This is a genomic window from Listeria rocourtiae FSL F6-920 (assembly GCF_000525975.1).
GTDB lineage: Bacteria > Bacillota > Bacilli > Lactobacillales > Listeriaceae > Listeria_A > Listeria_A rocourtiae.
In genome coordinates this window covers 26,055-40,484 of the sequence record NZ_AODK01000001.1, presented here as the reverse complement: position 1 = coordinate 40,484, position 14,430 = coordinate 26,055, and the positions used below count along the sequence as shown (strand labels likewise).

14 protein-coding genes are annotated in these 14,430 nt (G+C 38.9%); 5 read left to right on the top strand and 9 right to left on the bottom strand.

The window, feature by feature from the left end:
- The first annotated feature begins 109 nt into the window (after positions 1-109).
- Positions 110-1,231 (top strand): hypothetical protein, encoded by a 1,122-nt coding sequence (locus PROCOU_RS00205; protein WP_036068911.1) that lies wholly within the window; start codon positions 110-112, stop codon positions 1,229-1,231.
- Here the strand turns inward: PROCOU_RS00205 and PROCOU_RS00200 are convergent.
- Positions 1,221-2,336 carry an NAD(P)/FAD-dependent oxidoreductase gene (locus tag PROCOU_RS00200; protein WP_036068910.1) on the bottom strand — a complete coding sequence of 372 codons (1,116 nt, stop codon included), beginning with the start codon at positions 2,334-2,336 and terminating at the stop codon, positions 1,221-1,223. The two genes, PROCOU_RS00205 and PROCOU_RS00200, sit on opposite strands and share 11 nt — an antisense overlap.
- A 132-nt stretch (positions 2,337-2,468) precedes the next feature.
- Here PROCOU_RS00200 and PROCOU_RS00195 point away from each other — a divergent pair, with 132 nt between their 5' ends.
- From PROCOU_RS00195 to PROCOU_RS00185, 3 genes are read left to right on the top strand one after another with little or no spacing between them, the layout of a single operon-like run.
- Positions 2,469-4,103: an NAD-dependent malic enzyme gene (locus PROCOU_RS00195; RefSeq protein WP_036068909.1), complete on the top strand. Its 1,635-nt coding sequence runs from the start codon at positions 2,469-2,471 to the stop codon at positions 4,101-4,103.
- Positions 4,104-4,109: 6 nt separating this feature from the next.
- Positions 4,110-5,102 (top strand): serine hydrolase domain-containing protein, encoded by a 993-nt coding sequence (locus tag PROCOU_RS00190; RefSeq protein WP_036068907.1) that lies wholly within the window; start codon positions 4,110-4,112, stop codon positions 5,100-5,102.
- Complete coding sequence (locus tag PROCOU_RS00185; protein WP_036068906.1) at positions 5,099-5,539, top strand: DUF1801 domain-containing protein; 441 nt, start codon at positions 5,099-5,101, stop codon at positions 5,537-5,539. Before PROCOU_RS00190 ends, PROCOU_RS00185 begins: the two co-directional genes overlap by 4 nt.
- Before the next feature lie 133 nt (positions 5,540-5,672).
- Here PROCOU_RS00185 and PROCOU_RS00180 read toward each other — a convergent pair whose 3' ends face one another.
- From PROCOU_RS00180 to PROCOU_RS17620, 6 genes are all read right to left on the bottom strand, one after another.
- Positions 5,673-6,494 (bottom strand): PTS system mannose/fructose/sorbose family transporter subunit IID, encoded by an 822-nt coding sequence (locus PROCOU_RS00180; RefSeq protein WP_036068905.1) that lies wholly within the window; start codon positions 6,492-6,494, stop codon positions 5,673-5,675.
- A complete protein-coding gene (locus tag PROCOU_RS00175) occupies positions 6,494-7,270 on the bottom strand; it encodes a PTS mannose/fructose/sorbose/N-acetylgalactosamine transporter subunit IIC (RefSeq protein ID WP_036068904.1) in 777 nt (258 codons plus the stop codon). Before PROCOU_RS00175 ends, PROCOU_RS00180 begins: the two co-directional genes overlap by 1 nt.
- A gap of 3 nt (positions 7,271-7,273) precedes the next feature.
- Positions 7,274-7,756 (bottom strand): PTS sugar transporter subunit IIB, encoded by a 483-nt coding sequence (locus tag PROCOU_RS00170; protein WP_036068903.1) that lies wholly within the window; start codon positions 7,754-7,756, stop codon positions 7,274-7,276.
- A gap of 62 nt (positions 7,757-7,818) precedes the next feature.
- Positions 7,819-8,193 (bottom strand): PTS sugar transporter subunit IIA, encoded by a 375-nt coding sequence (locus PROCOU_RS00165; RefSeq protein ID WP_051993972.1) that lies wholly within the window; start codon positions 8,191-8,193, stop codon positions 7,819-7,821.
- Positions 8,194-8,248: 55 nt separating this feature from the next.
- Positions 8,249-10,747 carry an alpha-L-rhamnosidase-related protein gene (locus PROCOU_RS00160; protein WP_077913268.1) on the bottom strand — a complete coding sequence of 833 codons (2,499 nt, stop codon included), beginning with the start codon at positions 10,745-10,747 and terminating at the stop codon, positions 8,249-8,251.
- Positions 10,704-10,880 (bottom strand): hypothetical protein, encoded by a 177-nt coding sequence (locus PROCOU_RS17620; protein ID WP_159101165.1) that lies wholly within the window; start codon positions 10,878-10,880, stop codon positions 10,704-10,706. Before PROCOU_RS17620 ends, PROCOU_RS00160 begins: the two co-directional genes overlap by 44 nt.
- A 242-nt stretch (positions 10,881-11,122) precedes the next feature.
- Between PROCOU_RS17620 and PROCOU_RS00155 the strand changes: the two genes are divergently transcribed.
- Positions 11,123-12,172 carry an AraC family transcriptional regulator gene (locus PROCOU_RS00155; RefSeq protein ID WP_051993969.1) on the top strand — a complete coding sequence of 350 codons (1,050 nt, stop codon included), beginning with the start codon at positions 11,123-11,125 and terminating at the stop codon, positions 12,170-12,172.
- 65 nt (positions 12,173-12,237) lie between these two features.
- Here the strand turns inward: PROCOU_RS00155 and PROCOU_RS00150 are convergent, their stop codons facing one another.
- Complete coding sequence (locus tag PROCOU_RS00150) at positions 12,238-13,494, bottom strand: BaiN/RdsA family NAD(P)/FAD-dependent oxidoreductase (RefSeq protein WP_036068899.1); 1,257 nt, start codon at positions 13,492-13,494, stop codon at positions 12,238-12,240.
- Between the two features lie 243 nt (positions 13,495-13,737).
- Positions 13,738-14,421, bottom strand: coding sequence for a zinc metallopeptidase (locus PROCOU_RS00145; protein ID WP_036068898.1), 684 nt, complete (start codon positions 14,419-14,421; stop codon positions 13,738-13,740).
- Between the last annotated feature and the right edge of the window lie 9 nt (positions 14,422-14,430).

Sequence of the window (14,430 nt, the reverse complement as noted above, 5' to 3'; positions counted from 1 at the left end):
TCAATTGCTTGTTTTTTGTGCTAACACGTCTTCGGAGACGCCAATCGTTCTTTTTCAAGCGAACTAATTTGCTTACTTTTTTCTGAGTTGATTTATCAGATGCGTGATAATGTCAGCACTTTTTTTTTTTCTCGTAGCTGTCATTTCAGCAACTGCAATTACAGCGATGGGAACAAGCTCAGCGATTGGTAGTAGCGGTATTGCAGAAATGTCAGAAAACCCGTACGCGATTACCTATACAGCTTTTGATCAAGATAAAGTTCATCCAGATATTATTTCATACACAAAAAAGCTGCTTCAACAAGATGATACACGCACTTATAAACAAGCAGATGGTCATCTTTTTAGTGTGGTCAATACCGATATCAATAAGAGTTTCACTTTCTTATCTATCGAAGACTACAACAAGTTGATGAAATTAAGAAACGAGAAAGAAATCCAAATCCCTATCGGTAGTGTGGCTTTGCTTCCAAGCATAAACTTTAATCCTAGAGATGGAGTACCAAAAAGCATGACAATTCAACTAGAAACGACAAAAATAACGCTTCCCGTGGATCGAGCAACGCCAATTAATCGCTTTTTGTCTAATTATGAGAATATAATGCTAGCTAATCAAGAGGATATTGATATGGTATGGAAAACGGCACAAAAAACGAACAAAAAACCGGAAGACAGTTTTAATACTATTCAAGCGTATACTATTTTCCACACAGATGATTGGGAAGAGACAGCGGTCATCGGGAAAAAACTCCAAACCTATATTGAAAATTGGAATACTAAAAAACAAAACACCGAAAGAGGAGAATATGTAGGGTTTGAATCACTCGCCCTACAATGGCAAAACATACAACAACTAAATGGCATACTTCTCTTACTCACTGTTCTTTGCGGTGCTGTATTCTACACATTCTCGGCAGGTTTCATTTACTTACGCCTGCATAGCGATTTGAAACGAGACGAGCAACAGTACAAAATGTTATTCAAAATTGGTTTAACCAAACAAGAACTGCACAAAATTGTAGCAAGGCAGTTGCGTATTATGTTCTTCTTACCACTTTTTGTAGCCGTTATTCATTCACTTGTAGCATTCGTCGCACTACAGAATTTACTTGATTTCAATATTTGGCAAAATGTTGGTATCGTGATTGGTATCTTTGTCGTCGTTCAATCCGTCTATTATTTTTTCGTGAAACACCAATATTTGAAACAGCTTCGACGCATCATGAAGTAATAGCATTATTCGGATCAAAACCGGTAATATCTGTTTTCGGTGTCTTCCCTTGCATCAAATCAACAAGAATTTGGGCAACATAAGGCCCTGTTGTAAGTCCTGATGAACCCAATCCATTCGCTACAAAAATATGCTTGGCAGTCGGCAAGGCTCCAATAACTGGCGTGAAGTCTGGTGTAAATGGTCGTGTACCTACCCGGATTTCCGCCAATTTTGCATTTTTCACAGCCGGAGCAAAGCGCGCAATTTCTGTTAGGATTTCTATCGTAGCATCTTTTGTCGCTTCTAAATCAAATCCACCTGCATTCTCGTGTGTCGCTCCGATAATTACTCGACCACAGTCAAATGGCACAATACTTTTAGCACTTGGTGGTAAAACGACTGGCCAATCATCTGTATCCATATCTTCAAATTGAAGATGTAATAATTGCCCTTTTTGCGGATGAATCGCCGCTTTTAACCCAATCGGTTGTATTAATTCTGGCAACCAGGCGCCAGCTGCGAGAATGATTTTATCAGCAAGGATTGTCTGATCTCCTGCTATGACTACAGTCGTCTTCCCTTGCTGTTTAAGACGTGCCTTAGCGCGAATAATCTTGGCCCCATATTTCTCTGCTCCATCTGCCAAAGCTAAAACCAGTGATTTCCCGTCTACACGTGCGCCTCCACTCACAAAAACAGCCCCAAATGCTGCATCCACAATTGGAAATTTCGCTTTCGTTTCAGCTTTTGATAAGCGTTTGATTTCACCTATTTCTGGCGCTTCCAAACGACGACTAAGCGCAATTTGTTCAAGCTCGTCCAACTTCGCTTCGTCTTCCCGTAAACAAAGCGTACCAACCATTTTGTATCCTGTATTCCGCGTCGTATCTTGTGCTAGTTCTTGCATCAATAATGGGTAATAACGGGCGCTATCTTTCGCTAATTCATACCATACTTTATTTCGACGTTTTGATAACCATGGACAAACAATACCAGCAGCTGCAACCGTTGCCTGACCTGCCTCCTTTTTATCAATAACAATGACTTCTTTTTGTTGTTTAGCGAGTAAATACGCAGCTGTCATTCCCACGATTCCTCCACCAATAATAACGATTTTCTCCATTTTATGTACCCACCTCACTCTCCTCATTATACAAATTCCGAACATTTCTGACAAGCGCAGGGAAATTAGTCGATTTTTTAGCTACTTCTAGTGTAGAATATAAACAAGATGACTAAAGGAGTAGGATGCAAAATGATGAATGGATATACACGCTTACATGACCCATTGCAAAATAAGGGAACAGCTTTTACAATTGCGGAACGAAAAAAGTGGCGATTGGATGGCTTGATTCCTGCAACAATTGAAACAATAGATCAGCAGGCGGCTCGAGCTTACGAGGCCTTACATACGAAAACAACACCGCTTGAGAAACATCTATTTTTGATGGCGCTTTATAATGAGAACCGGACTTTGTTTTATAAAGTGGTAATCGATCACGTAACGGAATTGATGCCTATTATTTATACACCAACGATTGGTGATGCTGTGATGCACTACCATAAGAATTGGGAAAACCCGCAAGATGCGCTTTTCCTGCAAGCAGATAGCACGCTCGATTTAGTCGCTATCTTCAACAATAATGTGCCAAACCGAGATAATATTAAAATGATTGTAGTTACTGATGGAGAGGGAATTTTAGGTATTGGAGACTGGGGCTTAAACGGCGTCAGCATCGCAATTGGAAAATTGGCTGTATACACAGTTGCCGCTGGGCTTGCGCCGGATTGCGTGTTGCCTATTGTTATTGATGCAGGAACAAATAACAAGGCATTGCGCGAGGATTCACGCTACCTTGGAAACAAGTCGCCACGTTTAAAAGTGACTGCATATGATGCCTTTATCGCTCGATTTGTAGATGCTGTTAAAGTTTGTTTCCCCAAAGCTGTCCTTCACTGGGAGGACTTTGGTCGTGATAATGCGAGCCGAATTTTGGAAATGTACCGTGAGCAATTATGTACGTTTAATGATGATATTCAAGGTACAGGCGCAATGGTCGTATCCGCTGCACTTGCAACAACACGTGTTTCTCAAATGCCATTAAGCGAGCAGCGCATTGTTATTTTTGGGGCGGGGACAGCAGGTATTGGTATTGCGGATCAGTTGGTCGCCGAAATGATGGTAAACGAAGGATTAACTGCTGAACAGGCAAAATCTCGTTTTTACTTAGTTGACCGCCCTGGCTTGCTTACTTCCGACTTACCAGACCTTACTTCTGGACAGAGAAAATATGCGCGGGACGCTGGCCAATTTTCAGAACAGTTGACGCATTTACAGAGCATTGTGCAACACGTAAAACCAACGATGCTTATCGGTTGTTCCGGTGTGACAGGAGCTTTTTCAGAGGAGATTGTACTAGAAATGAGTCGTCATGTTGATCGTCCGGCCATTTTGCCATTATCTAACCCAACAAGGCTCGCGGAAGCTACTGCGCACGATTTAATTACTTGGACAAAAGGTAGCGCCCTCGTTGTCACTGGAAGTCCATCAGAACCGGTTTTATACGATGGCAACACCTATTTTATCGGGCAAGCCAACAACGCTCTACTTTACCCAGGATTAGGCCTAGCTGCAGTTATTACTGAGGCCCGTGAAATTACAAATGATATGTTAGCAGCAGCTAGCCATGCAGTCGCTACTCAAGTCCAAGATATTCATACAATTGGCGCAGCTTTATTACCATCCGTCGCAACTTTACGCGAAACCTCCCATGCGGTGACACTAGCTGTTGTCGAAAAAACGATTGAGCTTGGATTAAATAGACGTACCATTTCGAATCCATTGGAAGCAGTAAACGATGCCATTTGGATTCCTGAATACAAGGAGTGAACGCTTATGTTAGATACAATGTTAAAAAAGCTAGTCAGCGATGGCATTGTGCCTGGAATTTCATACGCCATTATCACACCTCACCGTACGAAACAACACGTGATTGGAATGAAACAATTCTTCCCTGAAAAAGTAATTTTAGAACCTGATGCAGTGTATGATATTGCATCCTTAACGAAAGTAATTGCGACGACAACACTTATTTTGCAACAAATAGAATCTGGAAACCTGCAACTATCTGATAAAGTTCAGGACTTCTTGCCAGATTTTCGCTACTCAGAAGTTACTATTTTACACCTTTTAACTCACAGTTCCGGATTAGCCAAAAATATTCCGGCATACACAATTGAATCCAAAGAAGATGTATACCAATATTGTATAGCAACTCCACAAATCACTCCTGCAGGAACAGACGTCACATATGCTGATGCCAATTTTTTGTTGCTCGGTTATATCATCGAACAGCTTGGTGATGACATAGAAACCCAAGTCACACGCAACATCTTGATGCCACTAGGTTTAGAAAATACCAGCTATCATCCCAATTCACCACATACCTGCGTTCCAACCGAAGATCACCCAAATCGTGGTCTAATTACAGGTATTGTACACGACTTCAAGGCATGGCAAATGGACGGTATTGCCGGACATGCTGGTTTATTCAGTAACCTTCCGGATCTGATTCGTTATACAAAAGCGCTACTTCATGATGGCGCACCAATTCTTAAAGAAGAAAGCATCATTCGTATTGCTAAAAATTACACACCTAATCTGAATCGTTCTCGTGGCCTTGGTTGGGATTTAGTCCCATCTGGCGACCATTTTGCTATTTACCACACTGGTTTCACTGGTACTTTTATGGTTATCGATTTGTCTAAAAAAACAGCATTAATCGCACTCACAAACCGCGTTCATCCAAGTCGGGATAATACGATTTTTCTAGAGCGCCGTGATCAAATTGTGGCACAATTTATGCAAGATTTAGGAGGAAGAACATGACAATTGAAGAATACCTTGACGACGTAGCACCCGATAAAAAAGAAGCTTTTGCCCAATTAATGCAAATAGTTGACACAAATATTCCAGAGGGCTTTGAAAAAGAAATCCAATATGGTATGCCATCCTATGTCGTTCCAAAATCACGCTACCCAGATGGTTATCACTGTGATCCAAACATTTCTCTTCCTTTTTTTGCCATAGCCGCGCAAAAACAGCACATCTCTGTCTATCACATGGGATTACAAGGCAATCCCCCACTTTTAGAATGGTTTCAAGCAGAATATCCTAATCATATGACAACCAAGCTCAATATGGGGAAAGGTTGCATCCGGTTCACAAATCCAAAGAAAATCCCATACGAACTTATCGGTGAACTAGCTAGTAAAGTCACCGTAGATGAATGGGTTAGGCAATATGAAGAAATAATGAAAAAATAACACGAGGAAAGCTCATTTCCACATAAAAACAAGATTCACCTCCTTTTTTTCGCTAGGAGGTGAATCTTTCTTTACATATAGTGCTGATTTATTTAAGTTGTGCCTAAACGATTCCATTCCCCATGCTAAATTACTACCCTAAAATCCCCAACATGGAGAGCACCATTCCAATAACCATAATTGCCAATATAATCACTACAGCATTTTTAGCGCTTTTCCTTTTTAATAATACATAAATTAGTATGGTTACTAATAACGGGAAGAAATTTGGCATGATGCCATCAATCATCTCCTGCAACTTAAAGGTAGACTTTCCAACAGAATACTCAATGGGTGTCGTTATTTTAACCGTAGAAACAATTAACGAGCCTACTACCATCATTCCCACAACATTCCCCATCGTCGAAACCCTTCTTAAAATATTACTACTGTTATCCCCTGTCAATAACGCTGAACCTTTGTTATAGCCTAAAAATAAGCCTTTATATTTTATCGGCCATATGGTGACACTAAACAATACGAAGAAAAGAATCGGACCAAGAGGATTTCCTTCAATAGCTAAACCAGCACCAATGCTCATGTAGATAGGTACTACAGTCATTGCCAGCAAGCTATCCCCAAGCCCAGCAAATGGTCCCATTAAGCCTGTCCTCACAGAAATAACAGGTTCTTTTTCTACTTCGGTTGTCTGCTCTTCCATTGCCATAGTTATTCCTAAAATCGGTCCATATACATACGGATTGGTATTAAAAAATTCCAGATGTCTTCTAATTGCTTCTACCCGTTCTTCCTTTGGGCGATCTGCGTAGATTCTTTTTAATGCTGGGACCACCGAATAATACGCGCCAAGAGCCTGCATCCTCTCAAAATTACTAGAAGCCATCAAAAAGTTAGAACGGATAAACGCTTTATTCAAATCGGATTTCGTGATTTTTCCCTCATTTACCTCACTCATTAAAGATCATACTCCTCATCTATAGTTGAATTCACTGCTTTATTCTGCTCTTCATTTTTATTGATAATTAAATCATATAATACAGCGAAGCAAATACCTAGTATCGATATCGCAATTGTTCCCAAATCAAGGTAAGCTGCAAACACAAATCCTAAAAGTAAAAATATCCACATGTTTTTTCCCATCATCATCATGAGTAACATTCCCATACCAACTGCTGGAATGATACCAGCTGCGACGGTTAGCCCATCAAAAACTTGCTCTGGAATAAATTTTAGAGCTGATTCGACTGCGGGACCACCGAAATAAGCGGCAATAAATACCGGAATAGCCCCTGCAACAAAGCTTAACGGAATACCTAATAAATTATAACGGGCTACCTTATCAAAATCTCCTGTTTCTACAGCCTTATCCGCTCTATGAACCCAAATAATATTTAATGTGTTAGTCAGCATGATGATTTGTTGACACAATAGCGCTGTTGGAATAGCAACTGCTAATCCTGTCGCAAGCCCTCCACCAGACATAATAGCAATCGCAACACCAATAATAGATCCAGTTGCTTCATTTGGTGGTATGTAGGCTCCAATAGCTGAATTAGCTAGCCACATCATCTGTAATGTACCACTAATAATTAAGCCAGTCGTTATGTCTCCCATGATAACACCCGCTACAGACCCCGCTATGATTGCCTTTGGAGTACCGAACCAAAAAGTCCTCTCATCAACGGTACAAATCCCGGCCCATAAGGCTAATAAGATACACTCAAAAAGCATCTATTATCCCTCCTTCCCTAACAACTCGGTAAGTAGAATCGGTTTGTCTGACGGAATCATTTGAACAGAAATAGCAACATTTAATTCCGATAATTTTTTCAAAGCTACTTTATCTCTCTCAGCTAAAGAAATTGATTTGGTATATTGCTTGCGTTCAGGAGTGAATTTCATCCCCCCAAGGTTTAATTTTGAAAAAGAAACCCCTCCAACTTTCAGGTTTAATACATCTTCCGGATTTGTCAATAATAGTAATGTTTTCCTCTTTATCTGTGTTTTCTTTGTTATTTGAATAAACTCCTCCACTCCAAAAGTCCGAACATTTACATCTTGCGGTGCCATCAAATCAAAAACTGACTTTTGAACCTCATCATTCGCTATTTTATCGTTAATGATTAATATTTGCTCAATCTCTTTTTGCTTTACCCATGTTGTAACTACTTGTCCATGAATCAAGCGATCATCAATTCTTACTAATTCAATCCCCATTTTAGAGCCCGCCTTCCATCGCTGTATTGTTTTTATTATTTTTTAACTCTATCCAGCTTAATTTAGCTGTTTCTTCTATAATTTTTTTTTATTTCAATATAGTCTAGTTTCCTGGATGCAGATAATTCTAATAAAACTGGTAAATTTAAGCCCGAGTAGGCAGCAACTTTTGCATCTTGGTATTTGATTAACATACCCATAGCAGCATTACTTGGTGTTCCTCCATAAATATCACAAAGGATAATCGCACCTTTTATATGATCTAAATTTTTATAGGCATCATCCATCCTTTTTGTAAAATCTGGCAAGTCCTCACCAGGGTACAACGATAAAGTACTCACATTCTCTTGCTGTCCTACAATCATTTCTAAACTATTTAATGCCTCTTTAGCAAAATCTCCATGACTAGCTAAAATTAGAGCAATTTCTTCTTTCATTTAGCGTTCTCCTCCTCTTTTACTATAGTAAAACCTTGAACTACTGACAATACAATTAGTCCTCCCTCGCCACTATCTGATAGCTAATTGCTAATTCGTAAACACCTTCTATAAACTTCCCTTCTTTTCCCACAATCGTTTGTTCTTCATTTTCCTTTATCACATAGTCAAGGCCAACTGGGATATTAACCTTAACGATATATGCTTCTGCAGAATGTCGTTCCCACTTCAAGCTGATCGTGCCGTAATCCGATTCAATTTGACCTTTAACATTCTCCAACCCTTCAGCAAAAAAAGGCTGAATCATTAGAAAACTATGATCTTCACTTAATTTCAGACCAACTAAATCTTGAATGAACCATTTACTAAATGAGGAAAACATCGCATGATTGATGGATGACTCTTCTTGAACAGCAGTAGTAGGCATCGCAGGAAAATATTCACTAAGAACGTTATTTCCACTTTCTAACATACCTTGATAGCTTTCTTTTGAATCAAGCGTTAACCACTTGAAAATATTCACATTTTGTCCTAATGTTGGCAAGATTTCATATGCCCATGACATACCAAAAATCCCCATCGTTAAAACCCATTGTCTTTCTTCAAGCAAGGCTAACAGATTATGCTCCACCAGGTCTTTATTTTCGTCAACTAACTCACCATATAGTGCAAAAATGTAACTTGACTGCGTGCCAGAAGCAAAAAATCCTGCTTCGTGATAAAACTCTTCCACAATCTTATTTTTAACACTCGCTATTTTCTGGAGCATTCGTTCGATGCGAACATTGCCTTGATCCAGTGTCTTAAATAAATGAAGATATGCCTGTAAAATAATCGCATACATAGTGGCCGTGCAAAATAGCTGATCTGGGGTGTGTACTTTACCATTTTTAATAATTGTATCGCTTGAGCCCCAATCACCTAAACAACAGTATTTAATGTAATCATAATCAAAGCTTAGTAAATAATCGATATGCTTTTCTAGCTTGTTTTGATAAGATTTAACAAATGAAACTGATTGAAACCTGCTCAGTAACGCCTGCGCTATTTTTGGAAAAACTAATTGCCAACCAATAGATCCTGCACCATTAGAAGGTCCATGAGTCATTATTCCAACATAAGGTGCTGTTTGAGTAATTCCTCCATGAGGCGTTTGATTATTCGCAAAATCAGTAAAAACCTTTTCCAATAAATGTTGCACCTCAAATGATACTAATTGTGAGTCCAGTAAAGCTACGATATCCCCACCGTATCCAAACCGCTCCCGCGAGCAATCTTCAAAGTAAGAATGTATATTGTTTAATTTCGTATTAATTCCAGCTTGCCATAACGCATTCAATTCCTGACTCGATGATGTGAAAGTTGCGATTTCCTCTAAATCTGTATGCACTTTATAAGCTACTAGATTACTAATTAGTGAATCAGGAAATACTTCACAGTCCTCTATCTCTATTTTTAAATAGCGAAAAGAATGGTAAGTATATTCATTTTCAAAGTGAAGTGCTTTATTTTTCGTTTTGTGAATGCGATCTACTTGAATAATTGGATCATCATGATTTATTCGCTGTTGTCCACCATCAATTCCATAAATCCCACTAATACTTGTCGTAAAATCCAAATCTTGCGTAACGTCTATTTTTTCAGCAAAGCTCATTTTTATAGTCCCAAAAAATGACGAACTAATGTCCATAGCGATTTGCCCCGAAATCAATTCCGTTACATCATAGATTTGTTCATTTCTTTGTTGCCGCACTAACTTTGGTCTAAATGCTTTCTTTCGCTTAACTTTAGGTATTTTACTAGGTATTAATTGACCGCTTGGCCCATGAATGATAACCGTTTGTGCTTCTCGTTGCTCTTTTTCGTCTATATACGTCTCCCCTATGTAGACATCATTAGCTAATAACTGTCCAAATTGTGTCTGCCATTTTGAGTCTGTGTTTATTATTTCTGTCTCATTGCCTCCATAATTCATTGTCAGCTGTGCTAAGAGACAAGGTTTCCCAATTGCTAAATGCTTGCGAACGTTATACTTTCCTAAAATATGAAGAGGCGCTGGATTATACCAACCATTCCCTAGTTCCACTTGAATGATGTTCTCGCCTTGTATAAGTTTGTCACTAATTTCAAAAGTGTCATAGTAAACGACGCAATCATAATTCGTTACATCACTTGTAAGATACGTATCATGCACACGCCTACCATTGACCTTTAATGTATAATAACCCAATCCCGATAGATCGATAAAAGTAGTTTCTGGCTTTTTTTCTATCCAAAACAAGCGTTCTAGAATAATTGTGCGCTCTTCTTTAAAATATTCGTACTCTTTTTTAATTGGATTATCTAAGCGAGTAATCCAACTGGCGTTTTTTATGTGTGGGTTGCTTGAATAAAATTCTTTTTCTAGTTCGATTACTTGTCCAGATCCATCTTCAATAAATAATGTAACAATGAATCGCTCTCTACCTGTATGAGCTAACGAAGATGGAAGGTTAATCCATGTTCTCTTTTTACTCTCCTCCTGTTTTTTTTTCTTGATAAATACACTTTCCATCGTGTATCACTGCTAAATGATAGTGCCTTTGACAAACCGCCTCCTTGCTCCAATCAATTAAAATTTCTTTATGGACATCGATTGCAAGCGGTACATTCAAACCATTTATCTTTACTTTATTTATTTTTTTCAAATGAACACCTCTCACTGTCTGCTATATTTTTACAACTGCTTTTTTCTAGGAAAACGAACTCTGCTACTGACGAGTTGCGTCGCTTATCATTTCTATTTGTTGATGTATCATTGACATTTTTAGATGAAGTAGTTAAAGTAATGATAACGCTAACAATTTTATTGTAGCAAAGTCAGGCACATTTTATAATATCATTTTATGACAAATTGACTAACCGTTTTTTACACAGGAAGGATTTTATCATGAACAAAAATGACATAAATAATTATCTGCATCAACTAACAGAACGAGAAAAACTGTATAAAAATAATCAAGTATCAGAGTCAATGGATGATTATTCTGATTTTGAGGTATATACGAATGCATCTGGGGATAGTGTTTTTAAGTATACATTTGAAAAGCATCTACAAAAGGCTATCGATTCTAACAGACATATATCAACACATCTGCATACTTCTCCGCTATTAGTATTTAAGCATAATCGCTATGCATATACACCTTTGCATTCCCATGATTTTATTGAAATTAACTATGTATACAGTGGTCAAGCACATATCACTATTGACGATACAACACTTATATTAGAAAAAGGCGACTTATGTATTTTGGACACAGATGTAGTACATCGAATTTCGAATACCTCAGATTCTGATATTTTAGTGAATATTTTAATGAAGAAGGAGTATTTTTCCTCTAATATGTTAAATCGTCTAGCATCTAATAATATTATTTCAGAATTTGCAGTCCGATCTATTTCCGAAACCCATAGCCATGACCAATACATTGTTTTTACCACCGATGATAGCGAAATATTACAAGATGCAATTAGTGGCTTATTAGTGTACTATTTGGACCCTGTATCCTACTCACTAGATGCTATCAATGCTTACATGATTATCATTTTCTCCGAGTTATTAAAGTCTTACACGCAAAAAAAATCACTTGAATGCCGTAGTACTAATCAACAGTACATTGGTGACGTCCTGCAATACATTGAAAAAAATTATGCAACTTGTTCGCTAACAGATGTCGCAACCCACTTCAATTTCAATGCCAGTTATCTGAGTCGCTATCTAAAAAAACAAACGGGCACCACTTTCATGAAAATGATTCAAGATATACGTCTCAACCATGCTTGTGCATTACTTAAAAATTCGACTTATTCTATCGAAGAAATTTGTCAGCAAATTGGTTATCGAAATCTTACCTTTTTTTATAAAAAATTCACGGAAACCTTTCATTGTACTCCAAAAAAATATCGCAATAGTTATAGAAAAATAGTAGAAGAATGATACACATTATTATATTTATCCTAAAAAAAGAGAAAGGCAGAGAAAACATCTCCCACCCTTCAAAATTAGCGCAATGCTGCATTGTTCCCAGCCAGGCGGCCTGTCACAAGCGCACATGTAATATTATAACCACCTGTATATCCATTAATATCTAGTATTTCACCGCAGAAAAATAAGCCTGCCATCAACTTCGATTGCATCTCTTTAGGCATAATTTCCTTCACAGAAACGCCACCACCCGTCACAAAGGCCTTCTCAAAATCTAGTGTCCCATTCACTTGGAATGTAAATTTCTTCAATGCTTCGATAAATGCCTGCCATTTTTTCTGTGCCACTGAGATACAATCCGCATCGATATCAATTTCCGCACGTTCCAATAAAAATATTAGCATTCGTTCTTGCATGATTGATTTCAGCGCATTTTTCACAGCCTTCTTAGGATTATCCTTTACAAATCCCATTACTTCTTGTTCCAGTGTTCCTTTTGTTACATCAGGGAAAAAGTCAATCATCATGGTCAACTCCGGAACGGCGAATTTTTTTAACCCTTGAATCACGAATTGACTACATCGAAGTGCTGCTGGTCCTGATACACCGAAATGCGTGAATATCATGTCCATTTGATGCGTGATAATCGGTTTTCCTTTTGGATTCAACACCGAAAGCGCCACATCACGTAGAGAAATCCCTTGTAATACCCTACTTTTGATGAATGATTCACGCGAAGTAATTGGCACCTCTGTCGGGTACAATTCTGTAATGGTGTGTCCTGCCTCTTTTGCCCACGCATAGCCATCTCCGGTTGAACCAGTTCGTGGCACCGATTTCCCGCCAACAGCTATGATAACAGCTGAAGCACCAATTTCTTGCCCGTCCATCAGTGTAACCCCAGAGACTTGTCCATCTTGATAGTTCACGCGTTTTACCGGTGTTTTCATGTAGATTTTCACATGTAGCTTTTCAAGCCTCGAAATCATCGCATCTGCAACAGAACGCGCGCTGTCCGTTACCGGAAACATCCGACCATGATCCTCCTCTTTTAACGCAACGCCTAGTTTTTCAAAAAAAGCAATGATATCTTCGTTATTAAACTCCGAAAACGGGCTATACATAAAACGACCATTTCCCGGTATATTCTTAATAATTTCATCTGCAGGCTTACGATTAGTGACATTGCAACGACCGCCACCAGATAAAATCAGTTTTCTACCCAATTTTGGACCTTTTTCAACGAGCAATACTCGCTTATTCTTCTCTGCTGCTGCGATGGCCGCCATAAGTCCAGAAGGCCCGCCACCGATAACAATGACATCAAAATCCATTATAAACCCCTCCTCCCCATCAAAAAAAACGCCCATCTAAGAGCGTCTCAGCGTGTCGACAAACACTCATCTCCGTTGTTAAAGCCTGCGCGCCGATGCTCACATACCCATGTATGCTCCGCTTCAGTGCTCGACTTTGCCTAGAATCTAAGCATTTGTCAACACGCTGAAGTTCAGCGAATAGTCTACGAAAACTGGTTTTTCTACAATCTGAAACGCCCATCTAAGAGCGTCTTTGTTATACTAATTTCGATTCATGCCTGTAAAAATTAAAACCAATCTCAGAAGCTCTAAAACGGCTACTGCCATAGCTGCAACGTATGTCATTGCGGCTGCACTTAGCACTTTACGAGCTTGCGGTAATTCATCTGATTCAACAAGACCAAGCTGATTAATCTGCACAAGTGCGCGTTTAGAGGCATCAAACTCAACCGGCAAAGTAATCAATTGGAACAAGACACCGATTGCCATTAAAACAATTCCAATTAACATCATATTCGGTAATGTTGCCAACATCCCAATAATTAAGAACACCCATGAGGCATTCGAACTAAACATTGTAATCGGGACAAGCGCTGAACGAAAACGCATGAAGGAATAATTCTGCGCATCTTGAATTGCATGCCCAACTTCATGTGCTGCTACCGCTGTTCCCGCAATCGAACGACCACTAAAGTTCGCCGATGATAAGAACACTGCTTTTTTGCGAGGATCATAATGATCGCTCAAAACACCACCTGTTTCTTGAACAGGAACATGAGACAAACCGTTCGCATCTAAAATTTGACGTGCCACTTGTGCACCCGTCAACCCCGTACGAATTGCGACTTTTGAATAGTGTGAATACGTACTTTTTACACGATACTGCGCCCATAAAGGAATTAGTGCTACAACCAGAAAATAAATAATATACATTTGAATACTCATTAAACATCC

Bases quoted from the DNA above. Each gene is read 5' to 3' on its own strand.
- PROCOU_RS00165 (WP_051993972.1), bottom strand. From the start codon at position 8,193: ATGAAAGAAGAAATTGCTCTAATTTTAGCTAGTCATGGAGATTTTGCT.
- PROCOU_RS00190 (WP_036068907.1), top strand. From the start codon at position 4,110: ATGTTAGATACAATGTTAAAAAAGCTAGTCAGCGATGGCATTGTGCCT.
- PROCOU_RS00195 (WP_036068909.1), top strand. From the start codon at position 2,469: ATGATGAATGGATATACACGCTTACATGACCCATTGCAAAATAAGGGA.
- PROCOU_RS00180 (WP_036068905.1), bottom strand. From the start codon at position 6,494: ATGAGTGAGGTAAATGAGGGAAAAATCACGAAATCCGATTTGAATAAA.
- PROCOU_RS00200 (WP_036068910.1), bottom strand. From the start codon at position 2,336: ATGGAGAAAATCGTTATTATTGGTGGAGGAATCGTGGGAATGACAGCT.
- PROCOU_RS00145 (WP_036068898.1), bottom strand. From the start codon at position 14,421: ATGAGTATTCAAATGTATATTATTTATTTTCTGGTTGTAGCACTAATT.
- PROCOU_RS00170 (WP_036068903.1), bottom strand. From the start codon at position 7,756: ATGGGGATTGAATTAGTAAGAATTGATGATCGCTTGATTCATGGACAA.
- PROCOU_RS00205 (WP_036068911.1), top strand. From the start codon at position 110: ATGTCAGCACTTTTTTTTTTTCTCGTAGCTGTCATTTCAGCAACTGCA.
- PROCOU_RS00175 (WP_036068904.1), bottom strand. From the start codon at position 7,270: ATGCTTTTTGAGTGTATCTTATTAGCCTTATGGGCCGGGATTTGTACC.
- PROCOU_RS00150 (WP_036068899.1), bottom strand. From the start codon at position 13,494: ATGGATTTTGATGTCATTGTTATCGGTGGCGGGCCTTCTGGACTTATG.
- PROCOU_RS00155 (WP_051993969.1), top strand. From the start codon at position 11,123: ATGAACAAAAATGACATAAATAATTATCTGCATCAACTAACAGAACGA.
- PROCOU_RS00160 (WP_077913268.1), bottom strand. From the start codon at position 10,747: ATGGAAAGTGTATTTATCAAGAAAAAAAAACAGGAGGAGAGTAAAAAG.
- PROCOU_RS00185 (WP_036068906.1), top strand. From the start codon at position 5,099: ATGACAATTGAAGAATACCTTGACGACGTAGCACCCGATAAAAAAGAA.